Source organism: Streptomyces camelliae (assembly GCF_027625935.1).
GTDB classification, from domain to species: domain Bacteria; phylum Actinomycetota; class Actinomycetes; order Streptomycetales; family Streptomycetaceae; genus Streptomyces; species Streptomyces camelliae.
Window position 1 is genome coordinate 3865925 of record NZ_CP115300.1, and the last position, 19312, is coordinate 3885236.

Annotated in this window: 18 protein-coding genes and 1 riboswitch; of the genes, 10 read left to right on the forward strand and 8 right to left on the reverse strand. The window is 71.6% G+C overall.

Annotated elements, in window-relative coordinates:
* The first annotated feature begins 50 nt into the window (after positions 1-50).
* Positions 51-518 (forward strand): VOC family protein, encoded by a 468-nt coding sequence (locus tag O1G22_RS17520; RefSeq protein WP_270082196.1) that lies wholly within the window; start codon positions 51-53, stop codon positions 516-518.
* A gap of 28 nt (positions 519-546) precedes the next feature.
* On the opposite strand, the gene O1G22_RS17525 is transcribed toward O1G22_RS17520, so the two are convergent.
* Entirely contained in the window at positions 547-1875 is a 1329-nt protein-coding gene (locus O1G22_RS17525; protein WP_270082197.1) for a tetratricopeptide repeat protein, read from the reverse strand.
* Positions 1876-2079: 204 nt separating this feature from the next.
* On the opposite strand from O1G22_RS17525, the gene O1G22_RS17530 reads away from it, so the two are divergent.
* On the forward strand, positions 2080-2667 hold the full coding sequence (locus O1G22_RS17530) for a flavodoxin family protein (RefSeq protein ID WP_270082198.1): 588 nt from the start codon (positions 2080-2082) through the stop codon (positions 2665-2667).
* A 6-nt stretch (positions 2668-2673) separates the two neighbouring features.
* On the opposite strand, the gene O1G22_RS17535 is transcribed toward O1G22_RS17530, so the two are convergent.
* From O1G22_RS17535 to O1G22_RS17550, 4 genes are all read right to left on the reverse strand, one after another.
* On the reverse strand, positions 2674-3555 hold the full coding sequence (locus tag O1G22_RS17535; RefSeq protein ID WP_270082199.1) for an ABC transporter permease: 882 nt from the start codon (positions 3553-3555) through the stop codon (positions 2674-2676).
* Complete coding sequence (locus tag O1G22_RS17540) at positions 3542-4540, reverse strand: ABC transporter ATP-binding protein (protein WP_270082200.1); 999 nt, start codon at positions 4538-4540, stop codon at positions 3542-3544. The genes O1G22_RS17535 and O1G22_RS17540 overlap by 14 nt, the downstream gene beginning before the upstream one ends.
* Before the next feature lie 70 nt (positions 4541-4610).
* Positions 4611-5810 carry a LolA family protein gene (locus tag O1G22_RS17545; protein ID WP_270082201.1) on the reverse strand — a complete coding sequence of 400 codons (1200 nt, stop codon included), beginning with the start codon at positions 5808-5810 and terminating at the stop codon, positions 4611-4613.
* Between the two features lie 375 nt (positions 5811-6185).
* Positions 6186-7196 carry a polyprenyl synthetase family protein gene (locus tag O1G22_RS17550; protein ID WP_270082202.1) on the reverse strand — a complete coding sequence of 337 codons (1011 nt, stop codon included), beginning with the start codon at positions 7194-7196 and terminating at the stop codon, positions 6186-6188.
* Positions 7197-7850: 654 nt separating this feature from the next.
* Positions 7851-8030: riboswitch (cyclic di-AMP (ydaO/yuaA leader) on the forward strand.
* A 3-nt stretch (positions 8031-8033) separates the two neighbouring features.
* Here O1G22_RS17550 and O1G22_RS17555 point away from each other — a divergent pair.
* Entirely contained in the window at positions 8034-8528 is a 495-nt protein-coding gene (locus O1G22_RS17555; RefSeq protein WP_270082203.1) for a transglycosylase SLT domain-containing protein, read from the forward strand.
* A gap of 134 nt (positions 8529-8662) precedes the next feature.
* Here the strand turns inward: O1G22_RS17555 and O1G22_RS17560 are convergent, their stop codons facing one another.
* From O1G22_RS17560 to O1G22_RS17570, 3 genes are all read right to left on the reverse strand, one after another.
* Positions 8663-9475 carry an HAD family hydrolase gene (locus O1G22_RS17560; RefSeq protein WP_270082204.1) on the reverse strand — a complete coding sequence of 271 codons (813 nt, stop codon included), beginning with the start codon at positions 9473-9475 and terminating at the stop codon, positions 8663-8665.
* Positions 9476-9598: 123 nt separating this feature from the next.
* Positions 9599-10801, reverse strand: a complete 1203-nt coding sequence (locus O1G22_RS17565) for an FAD-dependent oxidoreductase (RefSeq protein ID WP_270082205.1) — start codon at positions 10799-10801, stop codon at positions 9599-9601.
* A 135-nt stretch (positions 10802-10936) separates the two neighbouring features.
* Positions 10937-12181 (reverse strand): carboxylate--amine ligase, encoded by a 1245-nt coding sequence (locus tag O1G22_RS17570; protein WP_270086446.1) that lies wholly within the window; start codon positions 12179-12181, stop codon positions 10937-10939.
* Between the two features lie 280 nt (positions 12182-12461).
* Between O1G22_RS17570 and fahA the strand changes: the two genes are divergently transcribed.
* The 7 genes from fahA to O1G22_RS17605 all read left to right on the forward strand — a co-directional run bounded on the left by fahA (position 12462) and on the right by O1G22_RS17605 (position 19304).
* Positions 12462-13679, forward strand: a complete 1218-nt coding sequence (gene fahA, locus O1G22_RS17575; RefSeq protein ID WP_270082206.1) for a fumarylacetoacetase — start codon at positions 12462-12464, stop codon at positions 13677-13679.
* 446 nt (positions 13680-14125) lie between these two features.
* Positions 14126-15064, forward strand: a complete 939-nt coding sequence (locus tag O1G22_RS17580) for a M56 family metallopeptidase (protein WP_270082207.1) — start codon at positions 14126-14128, stop codon at positions 15062-15064.
* 133 nt (positions 15065-15197) lie between these two features.
* A complete protein-coding gene (locus tag O1G22_RS17585; RefSeq protein WP_270082208.1) occupies positions 15198-15989 on the forward strand; it encodes a GntR family transcriptional regulator in 792 nt (263 codons plus the stop codon).
* Positions 15990-16034: 45 nt separating this feature from the next.
* Complete coding sequence (locus O1G22_RS17590; protein ID WP_030180763.1) at positions 16035-16262, forward strand: 4Fe-4S dicluster domain-containing protein; 228 nt, start codon at positions 16035-16037, stop codon at positions 16260-16262.
* Between the two features lie 15 nt (positions 16263-16277).
* Positions 16278-17621 carry an ABC transporter substrate-binding protein gene (locus O1G22_RS17595; protein WP_270082209.1) on the forward strand — a complete coding sequence of 448 codons (1344 nt, stop codon included), beginning with the start codon at positions 16278-16280 and terminating at the stop codon, positions 17619-17621.
* The gene (locus O1G22_RS17600) at positions 17618-18532 is read left to right on the forward strand and encodes an ABC transporter permease (RefSeq protein WP_270082210.1); all 915 of its coding nucleotides are present in this window, start codon (positions 17618-17620) and stop codon (positions 18530-18532) included. The genes O1G22_RS17595 and O1G22_RS17600 overlap by 4 nt, the downstream gene beginning before the upstream one ends.
* Positions 18516-19304 carry an ABC transporter ATP-binding protein gene (locus O1G22_RS17605; RefSeq protein ID WP_270082211.1) on the forward strand — a complete coding sequence of 263 codons (789 nt, stop codon included), beginning with the start codon at positions 18516-18518 and terminating at the stop codon, positions 19302-19304. The genes O1G22_RS17600 and O1G22_RS17605 overlap by 17 nt, the downstream gene beginning before the upstream one ends.
* The last annotated feature ends 8 nt before the right edge of the window (positions 19305-19312 follow it).

Sequence of the window (19312 nt, forward strand, 5' to 3'; positions counted from 1 at the left end):
GGCGCTTCGCACGGGGCCGTTGTCAGTGCCGCGCGCTATAAGTGGCGACCATGTCGACACAGACGCCCACGCCCCTGCACTGGAAGCTCGTCATCGACGCGGCCGACCCGCACGCCCAGGCCGACTTCTGGGCCGCCGCGCTGCACTACACGGCCGAGGACAACAGCGCCCTCGTCGAACGGCTGCTGTCCGCCGGCGCGCTGCCCGCCGAGGCCACGGTCGAGTACCACGGCCGCCTCGCCTTCCGTGACCTGATCGCCGTACGACACCCCGACGACCCGTACGACCCCGAGACCGGCACCGGGCTGGGCCGGCGCCTGCTCTTCCAGCGCGTCCCGGAGCCGAAGACGGTCAAGAACCGCCTCCACCTCGACCTGCACGCCGGCCCGGAGCGACGCGCTCAGGAGGTGGCACGGCTGGAGGCACTGGGCGCCCGGGTCGTACGCGAGGTGAAGGAGCCCGGCGGGGAGTGGGTGGTGCTGACGGATCCGGAGGGGAGCGAGTTCTGCTTGCAGTGAGTCCCGCGAAGTCCGGTGCGGGGCGGGGTCACGGCTGTGCGGCGCGGGCCGCCCGGTCGGTCAGGCGGACCATGCGGGCGCGGGCGGACTCCAGGGGCCGTGGATCACCGGCGGCCGGACCCGGCTCGGCGCTGAGGTCCGTCCACAGCTCGATCAGGTCATGGCCCAGCCGCAGGCCCTCCTCGGGGTCGCGCACCGCACGCCAGGCCGTCGCCGCGCTCCGCACGTTGCCGTAGGCGGCCTCCGCGTCCCGTGCCTGGCGGCGCAGCCGGGCAAGGTCCAGTGACTGCCGGAAGGCACGGACCGGTTCGCCGGCCAAGTAGGCGATGTAGGCGGACAGTTCACGCAGATGCAGCACCTCGGCGTGACCGGGGCCCAGCACGGTGGCCGCCTCCGCGACCGTACGCTCGGCGAGTTCGGCCGCCGCCTCGATACGGCCCGCCCGCACGGCCTCGTTGATCCGCGTCATCGGCTCGGTCAGCAACGCGGCCCCCTCCGCCGTCTCGGTCACGGGCCCGTCCCCGAGCACCTCCTCGGCAACGGCGTCGAAGCCTCGGGCAGGGGTGCGAACGGGGCCGGAACCGATGGGCTCGTCGGCCTCGCCGAGGCTCATCCCGGGGACACCGAGCAACGCGAAGCCGGTCTTGGGGGCGTCAGCCTTCGGGGCGTCAGCCTTCGTGGCCTCGGGCTCCGTAGCCTCGGACTTCGTGGGCTCGGGTTTCGGGATGACGGCCTTCGCGGCGTCGATCGTCGGGGCGCCGGTCCCGGGGGCGTCGGACTTCGGGACATCGCTCCCCGGAATGTCAGTGCCGACCGCCGGGGCCGGAGTCGCGGTCGGGGCCGGAGACGCCGTCGGGGCCGGAGACATGACCGGCGGGGGGCCGAACTGCCCGATCGGCATCTGTACGGTCCCGGCAGGCACGGCCCCCGGCTCCCGCACCGAAGCCCCGCCCGCCACGCCCTCCGGTGCGGCCGCGTCCGCCTCTCCCCGCGAAGCCACTCCCACTGCGCCCTGCTCTTCCCGCTGAGCCGCGCCCGCTCCACTCGTCGGCTTTCCCGGCGGAGCCACCCGGACCGGCTCCCCCACGACCCGGCTGGAGCCGTCCGCCGAGACCTCCAGGGGAACCACGAGGCCCGTCCGGTCGTCCTGGATCGTGGCGCGTATGGGGGCGCCGAGGCTGATGGCAAGACGCTGGAGGTGGTTCAGGACCGCCTGCTGGATCTTCTCGCCCGGCGCCGGGGTCACCGACGTCCCGCCCACCGACGCGCCGTCCGCGCCGAACACCCGGACCGGTACCACAGCCGGATGCGCCGCGGGCTGCTGCGCCCGCTTCTTCTCGAAGCTCAGTCGAGACATCGGTTTTCCCTCACTCCCCCGGCGTCGCGATCCGGTCGTACGCGTCCTGCCCACCAGTGTGTCCGCTCCCCTCGGCTTCCGCGTCACCACACCGTCACAGCCTCGCACCAGCCGGACTCGGGAACCCCTGGAGGAAATTGCTTGCGTGTGCATAAAATGCACACGCCTTTATTCGTGATACGACAGCACTCCCCTGGGGGATCAATGAGCCGCCGCTTCCTCTTCCTACTCGGCAGCGCCCGCACCGAGGGCAACACCGAACTGCTGGCCCGCGAGGCGGCCGAGCAGCTGCCCGGTGACGTCGAGCAGCGCTGGATCCGCCTCGCCGAACACCCGCTGCCCGACTTCGCGGACCTGCGGCACGACACCGAGCACATACGGCCGCCGCACGACAGCACCACCGGCCTGCTGCTGGACGCCACCCTCGCGGCCACGGACATCGTGATCGCCTCACCCCTGTACTGGTACTCGGTGTCCGGCCTCACCAAGCGCTACCTCGACTACTGGTCGGGCTGGCTGCGCACCCCCGGCCTGGACTTCAGGGCGACCATGGCCGGCCGCACGCTGTGGGGCATCGCGGCGCTGGCCGACCGCGAGCCGTCGGTCGCCGACCCGTACGTCGGCACGCTCAACAACTCGGCCGCCTACCTGGGCATGCGCTTCGGCGGGGTCCTGCTCGGCAACGGCAGCGGGCCCGGTGACGTACTGCGGGACACCGAAGCGCTCACGCGCGCGAAGACGTTCTTCGCCGAGGACGCGCCCCTCGCCCGCTTCCCGTACCAGAGCGCTTAAGGGCGTCTACGCGCTGATGTCCTTCGTCGTGAACCTCGCCCAGGCCGCCGAGCCGAACACGGCCGCGTACAGCGCCTGGAGGCCGAGGTTCTTCACCAGGTCGTCCCAGTACACGGGCTCGCGCATCAGGTCGGCGAAGGACAGCCAGTAGTGCGAGAAGAAGTACGGCTGCAGCGCGTGCAGTTGGGGTATCTGGTCGAGGATCTGGACGGTGATGACCAGGCCGACCGTGGTCGCCATCGCCGCGATGCCGCTGTTGGTGAGGGTCGACACGAACAGGCCGAGGGCCGCCACGCCGACCAGTGAGGCGGCGACGACCAGGGCGATCAGCAGCGCCCGGCCGAGTCCTTCGGCGAAGCTGATGCGGGTGCCGGAGATCGTCATCAGGTCGCCGAGCGGGAACAGCACCGCGCCGACGGCCAGCGCGAAGACGGTGACGACGAATGTGGCGAGCAGACAGAAGGCCATCACCGTCGCGTACTTGGTGAGCAGCAGTCTGGTCCGGCCGGCCGGGGCGACCAGCAGATAGCGCAGGGTGCCCGCGCCCGACTCGCCCGCTATCGCGTCACCCGCGACGACACCGACGGCCATCGGCAGGAAGAACGGAAGCGTCGCGGCCAGCGCCGTGAACACCAGGAACAGACCGTTGTTGGTGATCTGCCCGAGGAACGCCGGGCTCCGGTCGCCCTGGCCGACCGCCGAGCCGCCCCGCGTCTCGATCTTCACCGCGATCCCGACCAGCACCGGCACCGCGGCCAGCACCCCGAGCAGGGCGAGCGTGCGCCAGCGGCGGACCGTCGTGATCAGCTCGCTGCGCAGCAGCCCGAACGTCCACAGCGGACTCGGCCCCCGCAGGACCGGCTCGTACGCCGCCTCAGCCCGCGACATCGAAGCCCTCCCCCGTCAGTGCCACGAACGCGTCCTCCAGCGAAGCCCGTTCGAGCGTGAAGCCGCGGACCCGCACGCCCGCCGTGACCAGGGCTGCGTTCACCTCGGCGAGGTCCCGCGCGGGCGGGTCGCCGGTGACCCGGTCGCCGTCGGCGCCGACGTCCCCGACGCCCTGTTCCTTCAACACCCGGGCCGCCTCGGCCGCGTCCGGGGTGATCACCACCAGCCGGCCGCGCGCCCCGGCCGCCAGGTCGGCCACCTCGCCCTGGGTGACGAGCCGGCCCTGCGCCATGACCGCCGCGTGCGTGCACACCTGTTCGATCTCGTCGAGGAGGTGGGAGGAGAGGAAGACGGTCGTGCCGTCGGCGGCCAATTCCCTGATCAGGGTGCGGATCTCCCGCATGCCCTGCGGGTCGAGGCCGTTGGTGGGCTCGTCCAGGACGAGCAGCCGTCGCGGCTGGAGCAGTGCGGCCGCGAGACCGAGGCGCTGCTTCATGCCGAGCGAGTACGCCTTCGCCTTCTTGCCGGCGGCGGCCGCGAGGCCCACCCTGTCCAGAGCGGCGGCGACGCGGGCGCGCCGGGTGCGCGGGTCGGCGGTCGGGTCGGCGGCGTCGTAACGCAGCAGGTTGTCCCGGCCGGAGAGGAAGCCGTACAGGGCGGGGCCCTCGATGAGCGCGCCGACCTCGGGCAGCACGGCACGGGCCGCCCGGGGCATCGGGCGGCCCAGCACGCTCGCCGTGCCGGCGGTCGGCTCGATCAGGCCCATCAGCATGCGGATGGTGGTGGTCTTGCCCGAGCCGTTCGGTCCGAGGAAGCCGAAGACGCTGCCCGCCGGGACGGTCAGGTCGAGGCCGTCGACGGCGAGCTGTCCGCCGCCGTAGCGCTTGGTCAGGCCGCGGGTGGCGATGACGCTCGCCCCCGCCTGCCCGGGGGCACGCTCCCGCGCGTCCCCCGCCTCGCGCTCCGTGGCGGACAGTCCGTCCATCGGCTCCCCCTCGATTCGTGCTCCCGTGAAGAGTCAACGCACGGTAACGGCCCGTAGTGCCCGGACCGGGTCACTTTCCTTCGTCGGCCGCCTTCACCAGGGCGGACTTGGTCACCGCGCCGGCGTAGACCTTGCCGTCGTCGGTCATCAGGACGTTGATCAGGCGGGTGGAGAAGACCGTGCCCTTGCCGAACTTGCCGGAGACCTGGTCGCCGAGCGAGCCGAGGAAGCCGCCGAGGTCACCGGCCTTGGAACCGCCCGTCGGCAGACCGCCCTTGGAGCCGGTCTCGAAGGTGGCGATGGACGTCCAGCCCTTGCCGAGGACGGTGCCCTTGTCGTGGCCCGGGGCGAAGTCCTCGCCGCGCTTGACCGCGTGCTCCCGGTCTGCGCCGTCCTTCTTCTGCTCCGTCACCTTCGCGCCCTTGGGCGGGGTGAAGGCGAAGGTGGACGCGGAGGGCTTGGCGAAGGAGACCTCCGTGAAGCCCGCGTCGACGACGGCCGCGCCGCCGCTCTTCGGGGTCAGCGTGAACTTCAGTGGCATGCCCGTCTTCGAGTCGACGGCGATGCTGATCGCGCCGACCGTGGTGCCGGACTGGCGGGGCTTGATCAGCAGCTTGTAGGCGGCGCGGCCGGCGACCTGCTCGGTGCCGTCTACAGTGACGGACGTGGTGTCGTCCACCGCCTTCAGTGCCTGGTCGGCGAAGTCCTTGGGAGTGGCCGGGGGCTCGGTCCTGTCCTTGCCGGAGTCGGCGGAGGTGCCGTGGAAGACCGAGTTGGTCTTGCTGTCGTAGCCCCAGACGTTCGTGCCGTCGTGGATGAGGCTGTACTCGGAGCCGCTCTCCAGCAGCGACACCTTCTGCTTGTCCGGGCCGTCGGCGGCGACGCGCAGTGTGTGCGTGCCGGTGACCAGTTCGGTGAGCTTGGCCTGGGGGTCGGCGGAGGAGCCCTCGCCGGAGCCCTTGCCCGCCCCGGAGACCAGGCTGCTCTCCAGGCCGCCGAGGTTCGGCAGGCCGAGGTCGGTGCTGATCTTCACCGTGCCGGACAGCTGCTGCACGTCCGACTTTGCGATCTTGTCGATGAGCTGCTTGGCGGTGATCTTGGGCAGGTCGGGGTCGCCGGAGGCGGCGAGCGCCGGGACCAGCCCGATCGTGGCCGCCGCCACCCCCACCACCGCGACCGGGACCGCGTACCGCGCGGCCTTGCGGCGTCCGCTGTGCGGGTTCTCGTCCCGCACGGCGTCCACTGCGTCGTCGGATTCGTACGGTGCCATGTGTGCCTTACCTCCGTCGTCGGCGGCGGCTGTCCTCACGCTGGTCCACCCTGAGCCGCCATTCTCACCCGAATCGGTGAGGAGTGGTGATGTCCGTGTTCTCCATCTCACCAAACCGGCCATGAAGAAGCGTCAGACCACGGAGCCAAGTCCATGTACGACTGCGGTATGACACGCGGGGGTGACGGCTTCCGCGACCCCTAGGGGGCCGGACGGATCGCACGAATGCCGTACGCCGCCGTACGGCCGTCTGCCCGCACGGGCACCCGCGCGGGCCCCGCACACGCCGCGCGGCCGGCCGTCGGAGGCACGTTGCGGACACGTCAGGTCGTGGACACGTCAGCCAATGCTGCCGCAGAGCCGGTGTCAGGGGCGTCAGCCCGCGCGGTGCACCACGGCGTCGCACAGCTCCTCCAGCGCCCGCTTGGCGTCGCAGTCCCGCAGCGGGGACAGCGCGGCCCGGGCCTCCTCCGCATACCGCACGGTGTCGCGGCGGGCCTGCTCCAGCGCCGGGTGGGCGCGCAGCGCGGTCAGCGCCTCGGCGTGCCGGGCGTCGTCGCTGAGGTCGGAGTCCAGCAGCTCGCACAGCGCGAGGTCCTCGGGCAGCCCCAGCCGGGCCGCGCGCTCGCGCAGCCGGAGCACGGGCAGGGTCGGGATGCCCTCGCGCAGGTCGGTGCCCGGGGTCTTGCCGGACTCGTGCGAGTCGGAGGCGATGTCCAGGACGTCGTCGGCGAGCTGGAAGGCGACACCGAGCCGCTCGCCGTACTGGGTGAGGACGTCGATGACCGTCTCGTCGGCGCCCGACATCATCGCGCCGAACCGGCACGAGACCGCCACCAGGGAGCCGGTCTTGCCGCCGAGCACGTCCAGGTAGTGCTCGACCGGGTCACGGCCGTCGGAGGGGCCGGCGGTCTCCAGGATCTGGCCCGTGACCAGCCGCTCGAACGCGAGGGCCTGCACCCGGACCGCCTCGGGCCCGAGGTCGGCGAGGATCTGGGAGGCGCGGGCGAACAGGAAGTCGCCGGTGAGGACCGCGACGGAGTTGCCCCAGCGGGTGTTGGCGCTGTCCACACCGCGCCGCACGGCCGCCTCGTCCATGACGTCGTCGTGGTACAGCGTGGCCAGATGCGTCAGCTCCACGACGACGGCCGACGGCACGATGCCCGGCGCGTAACGGTCGCCGAACTGGGCCGCGAGCATCACGAGCAGCGGCCGGAACCGCTTCCCGCCGGCCCGTACCAGGTGCTGCGCGGCCTCCGTGATGAACGGAACCTCACTCTTGGTGGCTTCGAGCAAGCCTTCCTCGACAGCCGCCAATCCGGCCTGGACATCGGCTTCGAGAGCCTGGTCCCGCACGCTCAGCCCGAACGGCCCGACGACGGTCACGAGGGGTCTCCTGTCTGCTGGTGTCTGCTGGCGATTACACGGTTTGTCGATAGGTCGCTGCCATCACTCAAGTCAGCGTATCCGGTCCTGTTTCGATCACCGATAGCGCCCACCGGTCCAGCCCGGGTGGTATTGGATCATGGCCGGTATGCGTGTGATCGGATGATAAGAACGGACATCTATCGACTTAACAGGAAGCCTTGCGCTTTGTCGCGAACCGGGGGGCGAGCGGAGTAACGCCTCCATCCCACCCCGCGCACACCCGCGGACATACACGACAACGACGGGCATCGCGTCACAGGTTCCGGGAGGCACCCCCAGGTCACCCCCGGGTCACCCCCAGGCTGTCCACCGGCCACCTCACACCCAGCTCTCACCCCAACCCCGGAATCCGCCATGTCCGATTTGACAGGGTTTGCTATTTCGTGAGTTGGGTCACGCTCCCCCATCCGGCATCCCGGCCACCGAGCACCCTCCCTCCCCTTGCCCGGTCGGCAAGTTGAGGGTTGGCAACCGCAAAGGATCAAGTACCCCATAGGGCACACATCAAGGTCAAATGGTGCGTTGTGTGAATCCAGTACTTGTTCCCGACATGTGCTCTCGCATACGTTCCGGGCCGTCGGGCGGACGCCGAATCCTGCCGCCGCCCGCATGACCATCCACGAACCCATTTCGTACGGCAGGAGCGGGGGACCCAGGTAAGCCGCCGGACCGGACGACACGCGTCGCACCGGAACGGCTAGGGGTGAAGCCGTGCCTTCTCGCGAAGGTGCGGCCGGGCACCTCCCCGCCCGAACCCGACAGCTCACCTCGCAGGCGACGGAGAGGAACATCCCCATGCGTGCTGCCGCTCGTCACCGCCGTCCCCGGGCCAACCGCCTCGCCCGCACCCTCGCCGTCGTCGGCACCGGTGCCGCCGTCCTCGCCCTGCCGCTCATCGGCGCCACCAGCGCCTCCGCCGCCCCGGCGAAGAAGGCCACCAAGGTGTCCTCCACCACCCTTGCCGGGTACCCGAACAACCTCAACGGCTGGATCCACAAGTCGCTCGCGATCATGGCCCAGAAGGGCATCCCGGGCTCCTACCACGGCATCTACCGCAACATCATCCGGGAGTCCTCGGGCAACCCGTGGGCCATCAACAACTGGGACTCCAACGCGGCCCGGGGCATCCCGTCCAAGGGCCTGCTCCAGGTCATCGACCCGACCTTCAACGCGTACCACGTGGCCGGCACCTCGTTCAACATCTACGACCCGGTCGCCAACATCACCGCGGCCTGCAACTACGCCGCCGCGCGCTACGGCTCGATCGACAACGTCCACAGCGCGTACTGACGGCCGCACGGCGGTCGCTCCGACAGCGGCACGGCGGTCGCCCCGACGACAGCCCGGCAGTCGCCCTGACGACAGCCCGGCAGTCGCCCTGACAGCCGCCGGGCGGTCGTCCGACCGTCGGAGTCGCGCGGCCGTCAGCCGACCGGGAAGAGTCGTTCGAGGACGACGGCGATGCCGTCGTCCTCGTTCGACGAGGTGATCTCGTCGGCCACCGCCTTGAGTTCCGGGTGCGCATCGGCCATCGCCACCCCGTGCCCGGCCCACTCGAACATCGGGATGTCATTGGGCATGTCCCCGAACGCCAGCGCCCGTTCCGGCGCGATCCCCAGCCGGTCGGCGGCCAGCGCCAGCCCGGTCGCCTTGGTCACCCCGCACGGCTGGAGCTCCACGGTCCCCGGCCCCGACATGGTGACCGTCGCCAGCGAACCCACCACCGCGCGCGCCACGGCCGCCAACTCGTCGTCGGACAGGGCCGCATGGCGCAGCAGCACCTTGCTGATGGGCCTGCGCCACAGGTCGTCACGTCGGCCGACCCCCACCGCGGGCAGGGTCGGGTGCGGCATGCGGTACCCGGGCTCGATCAGTGTGAGCCCGTCGACACCGTCCTGATCGACAGCGGCGAAGACCTCCCCCACCTCCGCCTCGATCTTGCCGAGCGCCTCCTCCGCCAGTTCCCGGTCCAGCCGCACCGACCACAGCAGCCGGCCCGCCGCGGCGTCGTAGACCTGCGCGCCCTGCCCGCACACCGCGAGCCCCGTACAGCCGAGGTGCGCGAGCAGCGGCCGTACCCGCGGGGCCGGCCGGCCCGTCACCACCAGGTGGCGCGCACCGGCGCGCACCACCCGCGCGAGCGCGGCGAGCGACCGGCCGGAGACCGTGTCGTCGCCGCGCAGCAGCGTTCCGTCCAGGTCAGTCGCGATGAGTGCATATGCGGGGGAGGCTGCCATGATCAGAGAATACGGATGCGACGCCGGTCCGACTCATCTTGTCGTGCTGCGTACTTACGTGCTCATCACCCCCAAGTGGTGTGTGTCGTCCTCCTGTTCGCGGTGCGGTGGCCGGCGCGGGAGTCAGCCGTGGGCCGCGGCGAGGTGTCGCGCCAGGCGCGGGGAGGCGAACTCCGTGCCGCAGACGAACCGCATCACCGGGCCGTACGACGACGCTGCCGGCAGGCCCGTGAAGTACAGGCCGGGCACGGAGGAGACGCAACCGGGGCCCAGTTTCGGCGTGCCGCGGCTCACCGCGAGCCGGGTGCGCAGTCCGTGGCCGAGGAAGTCCATCGCCGCGACGGCGACGCGGTACCCGGTGGCCGCGATGACGTGGTCGGCGGTGAGCCGCTCGGTACGGCCGCCATGGGTGCGGACGGTGAGGACCGGGCTGCCGTCCGGCGCCTCGGCACGCACGATCCGCTCGACCTCCTGCACCGGTACGGCGCCCTCGAAGCGCTCACGCAGCCACCAGGCGCCGAGCGGTCCGAGGACCCGGCGGACCAGGAAGTGGCGGGTGGGCTCGGGCAGGTAGCGGTAGGGGTGCGGGTAGTAGCTGAGCGCCCACAGCGACCAGGCGCGGCCGAAGGGGGACTCGGGGCGCAGCCGCGGCTGCTCCCACGGCGGGGCGCCGAAGGCGACCCGGTCGCGGCCGCGCGCGACCACGCGCACGCGTGCCCCCGCCTCGGCGGCGAGCGCCGCCGTCTCCAGCGCGGACTGACCGGCGCCGACGACGATCAGCTCCTTGCCGGCGAACCGGCCGAGGTCGTGGTGCTGGGAGCTGTGCGAGACCGGGCCGGTCGCGGCGGGTCCGTCGGGCGCCGCGCCCGCCAGCTCCGGCGGCAGGTGGGCGAGGCCGGACAGGCCGGTGGCGACGACGACCGCGCGCGCCGTGAACAGCTCTCCGGAGTCCAGCTTGAGTTCGAAGCCGCCGCGCGCGTCACGGTCGACGGAGACGACCCGTACCCGCTCCAGTCCGGGCAGCAGCTGATACTGGAACCACTCGCCGTAGGCGATGAACGTCTCCACCGGGATGATGTCCTCGTCGCTGACCAGGCGGCGGATCCCGGCCGCCGCGCAGTAGTCGGCGAGGGTGTGGCCGGGCTGCGGGCAGTCGAGGCTGGAGGCGGCGGGGGTCGATTTCAGGAGCATGCCCTCGGGCATGTGCGCGCGCCAGCTGACCATGGGGTCGCCGAAGACGCGGACGGGGATGCCGCGCGCGCGGAGATGGGCGGCGGTGGACAGGCCGTACGGCCCGGCGCCGATGACTGCAACCGGTCGAGTCACGAAGTCCCTCCCCAGGACACGGTGCGCCACGCGTGGTGGCCTTGCCTACTTCGTGGATACCTACTTCGTGGATGCCTGCGTCGTGGACGCCTGCTTCGCGGGTCCCTGCTTCGCGGATACCTGCGTCGTGGACGCTTACTTCGTGGAGGTGCCGCTGCCGCGGCGGTTGGTGCGCCACAGCTGATGGAGGTGCTTCGCGCCCGGGCGCACGAAGCGGGCGAGCATCGTGAGGAACGGCAGCGGGTCGTCCCCCGCGAACCAGGCCAGCTCCGTCCCGCTTGCCCTCGCCGGCGCGTGCGGCGTCGTATAGCCGCTGCGGCGGTAGGCGAGGAGGGCGGGCAGGTCGATGTTCTCCACGATGTAACGGTGGCCGGCGCGCTGTTCCCCCTCCGGTACGGCGCGGCCGGTGAGATCGAGATGCAGGGCGCGTACGACGTCCACCCCCGACTCGTTCTCGAAGAGCCGGAACTGAGCGCCCATGCGCGGGTTGAAGTCCAGGAGCTTGTACTGTCCGTCGCGCCGGTCGAAGCGCAGGTCGAGGTCGATGATGCCGCTGAAGCCGATCTGTTTGATGAAACGTGCGGCGAGGTCCGCGAGTTCCGGGTTGTCGACGACATACGCGTTCGCCGTCATGCCGGCGTGCGGCGGCCACGAGCGGACCTTCACACCGGTGAAAAGCGCGCGCGGGGTGGAGTCCGGGCCGAAGCAGGCGTGCACGATCCAGTCCTCGGCCTCCTCCCGGGGCAGGTACTCCTGGAGGATCACGCCCGGTTCCTCGCCCCAGTCACGGGCCAGGCTGAGCAGACCCTCGCGGGTGGCGATGCGCGTGGTGCCGTTCACCGCGGGCCGCCGGCGCCGTACGAACGCCTCGCGGTTCTTGGCCACCACCGGGAAGCGGGCCGTGCCGGCGAAGGCGACGACGTCGTCGTACGACTCCGGGAACACGGCCGCCGGGCTCGCGACGCCATGCTCGACGCACAGTTCGTGCAGCCCCTGTTTGCTCGCCAGCCGGCGCGGCAGCGCGGGGTCGACCCTCGGGAAGAGAAAAGATCCGGCCAGCTCGTCCTGGTGCTCGGCGATCAGGACGGCCGCCTCTTCGTCGGTCGGTATCAGGACGGTCGGGCGGCCTATCCGGCGCCCGACGCGCAGCAGGCCCTCGACCAGGTGGCCGGGGTCCTCCGCGCCGGTCGTCGGCCACACGAACGCCTTCTTCAGATAGCGCGAGGAGGCCGCCGGCGTGTACGGATCCTCGGTGATGGCGTACATGGGCACGCCGAGGCGGCCCAGACTGCGGATCGCGCCGACCCCGCCATGATGCAGCGGATAGTCGCCGAACTTGACGATGAGTCCCGGCACGTCACGGTCCGCCTCGAACGGCACACTGACGGCGTCTCCGGCCACGGGTCCCCCCACGTGTCCCCCCAACGGAACGGATCCGGCCCGTCCGTGTCCCCAAAGGACGCTAAGCCGGAATTGCCCCCTCCGACAAGACCTTTCCGGACATTGCGAACCCTTTAGACCTCGTGCGAGCAACCATTCGAGCTCATGCCGAGGCACCCCCTGGTCTCTGCCCAAGACATGCGTCACGGCCGTAACGTGTGGCGCGATCACATGGAACGCATTGCCATGCATGGCCCGGATGAGAGTGAGGCAGCACCCCATGCCCCCCTTCGACGTCCCCGAGGGCGACCCCTTCGGCCCGCACAACCTTCCCTATGGCGTGTTCTCGCCCTCCGGCAGCAGGGAGCGGAGGGTCGGCGTCCGGCTCGGGGACCATGTCCTCGACGCGGGCGCCGCGGCCGCCGCCCTCGGCTCGTCGCACCAGTCGCTGCTGGCCCGCCCCGTCCTCAACCCCCTGCTGGCCGCCGGCCGCACGGTCTGGTCGGAGGTACGGCGCGCGATCACAGGCTGGGTCACGGATCCCGCGCACCGCGCGGCCGTGGAGCCGCTGTTCCACCCCCTGTCCGAGGTGACCCTGCACCTGCCCTTCGAGGTCGCGGACTACGTCGACTTCTACGCCTCGGAGAACCACGCGCGTAACGTCGGCCAGATCTTCCGCCCGGACGCCGCGGACTCCCTCACTCCCAACTGGAAGCATCTGCCGATCGGTTACCACGGCCGCTCCGGCACGGTCGTCGTCTCGGGCACGGACGTCGTACGGCCGTCCGGGCAGCGCAAGGGCCCGGGCGACCCGGCACCCGTGTTCGGCCCGTCGATCCGGCTGGACATCGAGGCCGAGGTCGGCTTCGTCGTGGGTGTCCCCTCCGAGCTGGGCAGGCCCGTCGCACTCGGGGACTTCCGGGACCACGTCTTCGGCCTCTGTCTCCTGAACGACTGGTCCGCGCGGGACATCCAGGCCTGGGAGTACGTCCCCCTCGGGCCTTTCCTCGGCAAGTCCTTCGCGACCTCGGTGTCGGCGTGGATCACCCCGCTGGAGGCGCTGGAGCACGCGCGCGTGGCCGCGCCGGAGCGCACGCACCCCCTGCTGCCCTACCTCGACGACTCGGCGCCGGGCATCGAACCGGGCGGCTACGACCTGCGGATCTCCGTGGCGATCAACGGCCAGGTGGTCTCCGAACCCCCCTTCTCGACCATGTACTGGACCGCCGCCCAGCAACTCGCCCACATGACGGTGAACGGCGCCTCGCTGCGCACCGGCGACCTCTACGGCTCGGGCACGGTGAGCGGCCCCGAGGATGGCCAGCGCGGCTCCCTGCTGGAGCTGACCTGGAACGGCCGCGAACCCCTCGAACTCCCCGACGGCAAACGGGCCTTCCTGGAGGACGGCGACGTGGTGACCCTGTCCGCGTGGGCCCCCGGCCCGGACGGATGCCGGGTCGGGCTGGGCGAGGTGAGCGGACGGATCGTGACACGCTGACCCCCTCCCGGGCTCCGGTCGCCCGCCACACCCGCCGGCCGGGGGTGGCCACGGGGCGCCCTGGCAGCCCTCTGACCGTCCCCGCCCGGCCACGGCGACGGCCCGATGGCCTCGCCGGACGCCCCGGCCCGGGCGGGGCGGGCCGGGCGGGCCGGGCCGGGCCGGGCGGGCCGGGCGGACAACTTGCCCTGGCCTGGCACGGGCAGACCTGCCGGCAGCACGGCAGTTGGCCGCCGACCCGGGCCGCGCGGGAGCAGTTGCGGCCGCCATCGGCGTTCACGCGCGCGTGGCCGGTCGCGAAGCGGATCGTCCCCGACACCTGACTCGTGCCCCCGGTCTTCGTCATACTGGCGGGGACACGCACCACACGCGACGCGCATCCGCGTGACGCACCCTTGGCACCACCCGCCCCGCACACCTCTCCGACCAGGAACCGGAGCCCCGGCATGACCGTCTGCCTGCTCCTGCTGAGCGTCGTCGCCCTGACGGCCGCCCTGCCGGCGCCGCGCGCGCTGACCCGTGCCGCCTGGCCCGAGCGGGAACCCGTGGTCGCACTGTGGGTGTGGCAGTGCCTGGTCGCCACCGTCCTGCTGTGCTGCCTGGCCGCGCTGATCCTGGGCACTGCGGCCGTCTTCCACACCGTCCGCGACCGCGTCTTCGCCCCGGCGCCGCCCTCGGTGACCGCCGCGTACGACCTCTCCGCCGCACCGGTGTGGGCCACCACCCTCACCCTGCTGCTGGCCTTCGGGGCCGCCTGGACGACGGCCATGCTGGCCCGGGAGCTCGTCGAGGCCCGCCGCAGGCGCGGCCGGGCCCGCGCACAACTGCGTGAGCGCGCTCCCGATCTGCCGGCCGGACTGCCCGCGGCGCGCGGCCCGATGCTGGTGCTGGAGGACGAGTACCCGGACGCCTGGTGGATGCCGGGACACCCGCCGCAGCTGGTCGTCACCACGGGTGCGCTACAGCGCCTCACCGGCCACCAGCTCGACGCCGTCCTCACCCACGAACGCGGACACGCCCGAGCCCACCACGACTGGCTCCTGCACCTGTCCACCGCGCTCGCCACAGGCTTCCCGCGCGTGCCGCTCTTCGCCCACTTCTGCGACCAGACGCACCGGCTGGTCGAGCTGGCGGCCGACGACACGGCGTCCCGCCGCTGCGGACACCTCACCACAGCCCTCGCGCTGATCGAGCTGAACCAGCACCGGGGCGTCCTCTCCTGCGACTCCAGCCGCCGCCTGCTGGGCGAGCGCGTGGACCGCCTTCTGGAGCCCCCGCCACGGCTGCTGCGCCGGCACCGGGCCCTGACGACGACGGTGGCCGCCTTGGTTCCGCTGCTGCCCCTGCTGATCACCTTCGCCCCGGGACTGACGGCACTGACCTGACAGGCTGGCCAGGTGGCAGATCTTCCCGAACGAAAAGGAAAACCCGCAGCTCAGCGACGTATCCGACGCCCCCTCACCTGGCGCAACACTTCGGCAACACGACTTTCCCTACCGCATCGGTATGGTTCCAGCCATGCCTCCCGCCGATCGCCCCCGAGACCACGCCGGTCAGGGCGCCGCGACCACCGTCGCCGCCCACCGGACGCGTCGTCGGCTGCGCGCGGACCGGGCCCGGCAGCTCGCCGACCTCCTGCGCCGCCAGATCATCGGCGGCGCCTTCCAGGAAGGCCCCCTCCCGCACGAGTCGACCCTCGCCGCCGACTACCGCGCCTCCCGCAACACCATCCGCCAGGCCCTGGACCTGCTCCGGGCCGAGGGCCTGGTGGAGCGACTGCCCGGCGTCGGCACCGTGGTCGTCGCCCGGAAGTACCCGCACGGGCTCGACCGTCTGATGGGCCTCGCGGAAACCCTCCGCGAACACGGCCGCGTCACCAACGAGGTCCGCACCATGGGCCCCGCCCCCGCCCCCGCCCCGGTCGCCGACCGCCTCGGCGTCCCGGCCGGCGCCGACGTCCTGTGCATCGAACGCCTGCGCCGCCTCAACGGCCTTCCCCTCTCGCTCGACCTCACCTACATCCCGCTCGACCTCGGCACCGCCCTGCTCGGCGCCGACTTGGAGAACACCGATGTCTTCCGCCTCCTGGAAGCCATCACCGGCCAGCGTCTCGGCCACGCCGAGATCACCCTGGAGGCGGTGAACGCGGACGCCCACTCCGCCGCCGTCCTCCAGGCCCCGCGTGGCGCCGCCGTACTGATGCTGGAACGCCTCACCCACCTCGCCGACGGCCGCCCCGTCGACCTGGAGTTCATCCGCTTCCGCGGCGACCGCATCACCATGAGCGGCCTGCTCCACCGGTCGCTGTAACCGGCCGCCGCAACCGCCCCGCCCGCACGTTTCCTGGAGACAGCCATGCCCTTGGCGCCCCAGCGGGCCGACGTGCCCGTGACCATCGACGAGTCGAAGTGCATCGACGGCTGCACCCTCTGCGTGGACATGTGCCCGCTGGACTCCCTCGCCATCGACGACAGCACCGGCAAGGCGTACATGCACGTCGACGAGTGCTGGTACTGCGGCCCGTGCGCGGCCCGCTGCCCCACCGGCGCCGTCACGGTCAACATGCCCTATCTGCTCCGGTGAGAGGCCCGAACTCCCGTGGAACGCACCACGCTTGTCCTTACAGCTGCCCTTTTCCTCCTCCCTCTGACCGGCTGCGCCGGCAGCGCCGAGGCCGGTGACGGCAAGAACGTCACCATCACCATCGGCTACCAGTCCAAGACCATCAACACCGTCACGGCGGGCACCCTGCTGCGCTCCCTCGGCTACTTCGAGAGGGACCTGAACGCCCTGCACGACGGCCACACCTACAAGGTCGACTGGCAGGACTACGCCACCGGCGCCCCGATCACCGCCCAGATGACCGCTGGAAAGATCGACATCGGCTCGATGGGTGATTTCCCGCTGCTGCTGAACGCGGCCCGCGGCAAGCAGCTCGGGCGGCCCACCCACCTGGTCTCGGTTACCGGCTACAACCTGCGTGGCGGCCTCAACACCGTGGTCACCGCGCCTGATTCGACGCTCACCTCGCTGAAGGACCTGAAGGGCAAGAAGGTCTCCACGAGCATCGGCTCCGCAGCCGACGGCACGCTCGTGCGGGCCCTGCAGCGTGTCGGCATCGACCCGGACAAGGACATCTCCAAGCTCAACCAGCAGCCCGCCGTGGGCGCCTCGGCGCTCTCCTCCGGCAGCGTGGACGCCCTGTCGCAGTTCGTCGCCTGGCCTGGCCTGCTCGCCTACCAGGACAAGGCGAAGGCCCTGTACGACGGCGCACAGCTGAACCTGCCGACCTTCCACGGCGTGACCGCCCGCGAGGACTTCGCCCGTCGGCACCCGGCGGTCCTGAAGGCGTTCCTCAAGGCCCAGGCCGAGGCGACGGACTACCTCAACGCCCACCCCGTCACCGCCGCGGAGGAGGTCGCCCAGGCCACCGGTCTGCCCGCCGAGGTGGTCTACCTCTACAACGGCGCCCGCGGCATCGCCACCTTCGACCCGGCGGTCAAGCCTCAGCTCGTCTCCGCTCTGAAGCAGGACGTGTCCGTGCTGAAAGCCGCCAAGCTGACCGGCGACATCGACGTGGACTCGTTCGTCGACGACCAGTACGTGAAGAAGGCCCTTGGCACCTCCTACACCAAGTGGCTCACCGAGACGCCCGCGCCGGCCACGAGCGAGGTGTGGGCCAAGGGCAGTGACAAGACCGTCTCCTTCAAGTCCGCCCGGGAGCTGCTGGCGTACGTGGCCCAGCACCAGGACCGAATCCGTGGCGCCTACGTGCCCGACGCCACCACCGGCACGCTCTGGTTCGCCGAGAAGGCCGTCTGGGTGACCGACGGCGACCAGCTGCTGCCCTTCGTCACCCCTGCGACCGCGCAGACCTATGTCACCGCCCACGGCGGCGCCCGCATCGTGTCGTACCGCGAAGCTCTGGGACGCGCCTCATGACCCGGCCGCCCCTTGCCCGGTATACGCTGCGCACCGCCTCCCTGGCCGCTTTCCTCTGCCTGTGGCAGCTGCTGACCGACCTGAAGGTCGACCTGTGGCTACGCTTCTCGCAGTTCCCGACGGTCACCGAGGTCGCCCGCGCCTTCGCCGACCGGCTCTCCGGCGGCGACTACTGGACCGACCTCACCGACAGCCTCACCCGTATCCTCACCGGCTTCGCGCTGGCGGCCGTCCTGGGCGTGGCGACCGGCGTGCTCGTCGCCCGCTCGCGGCTCGCCGAGGACCTGCTCGGTCCGGTCCTGGAAGTGATCCGCCCGATCCCTGCGATCGCCCTCGTCCCGGTCGCGATCCTGCTCTTTCCTTCCAACGAGCAGGGCATCGTCTTCATCACCTGCACCGCAGCCTTCTTCCCCGTGCTGGTCTCCACCCGGCACGCCGTCCGTGCGCTGACCCCCGTCTGGGAGGAAGCGGTGCGCACCATGGGTGGTGGACGGCTGCGGATCCTCGGGTCGGTCGTGCTGCCCGGCGCGCTGCCCGGCATCTTCGGCGGGCTGTCGGTCGGCATCGGCGTGTCGTGGATCTGTGTGATCTCCGCCGAGATGATCTCCGGCCAGTACGGGGTCGGTTACCGCACCTGGCAGGACTACACGGTGGTGAACTATTCCGGCGTCTTCGTCGGCATGGTCACCATCGGCGTCCTCGGCTGGGTCACCTCCACGGCCGTGGAACTCCTCGGCCGGCGCCTGACCCGCTGGCTGCCCCACACCTCGTACATCCCCACTGGCCGCACCCGCGTGCCCCGGCCGGCCGTCACCCCTGTCCGTGCCGACCGCAAGGCCGAGCATCACACCCAGCCCGAGCAGCAGGGCCACAAGGACACCGAGGAGGCCCACGATGAGCACCTCGTCTGAAACCGTCACCGCTCCCGTCGCGCCGATATCGGGGGCCGTACGCGGCACCCGGCTCATCTTCCGTTCTGCCGTGCTCGGCCGCCCGGACGCGCCGGTGCTGTACAACGTCGACCTGGATGTCGCTCCCGGTGAGATCCTCACCGTCGTCGGCCCGTCCGGCTGCGGAAAGTCCACGCTTCTGCGCACCCTCGCCGGGTTGCTGCCTGCGCTGGGCGGCACGGCCGAGGTGGACGGCAACCCGCTGACCGGGCCGTCGGCCGACCGCGCGCTGGTCTTCCAGGAGGACGCACTGCTGCCCTGGCGCACCTTGCGCGGGAACGTCGAGCTTCCACTCGCCATCAGCGGCGTGCCGCGCGGTGAACGCCGTGCCCGGGCCGAGTCCTGGCTCGAACGGGTCGGACTCAGCGCGCAGGCAGGACAGTTGCCGCACCGGGTGTCGGGCGGGCAGCGCCAGCGTGCCCAGTTGGCCCGCGCGCTGGCCGACAGCCCGCGTGCGGTCCTCATGGACGAGCCTTTCGGCGCCCTCGACGCCCAGACCCGCTCCGGCATGCAGGACCTGCTGGTGGAGGTGCTCCGCGGCACGGGGGCAACCGTCGTCTTCGTCACGCACGATGTGGACGAGGCCCTCTTCCTCGGCGACCGCGTGGCCCTGCTCGGCTCCGGCCGAGTCGTCGCCGTACGCGACGTCCCCGGGCCCCGCGACCGTGGCGCCGTGGACGACCCGGCCCGCGCGGCCCTGCGCCGCGACATCCTCACCTCTCTCGGCTCCTGAAAGGCACC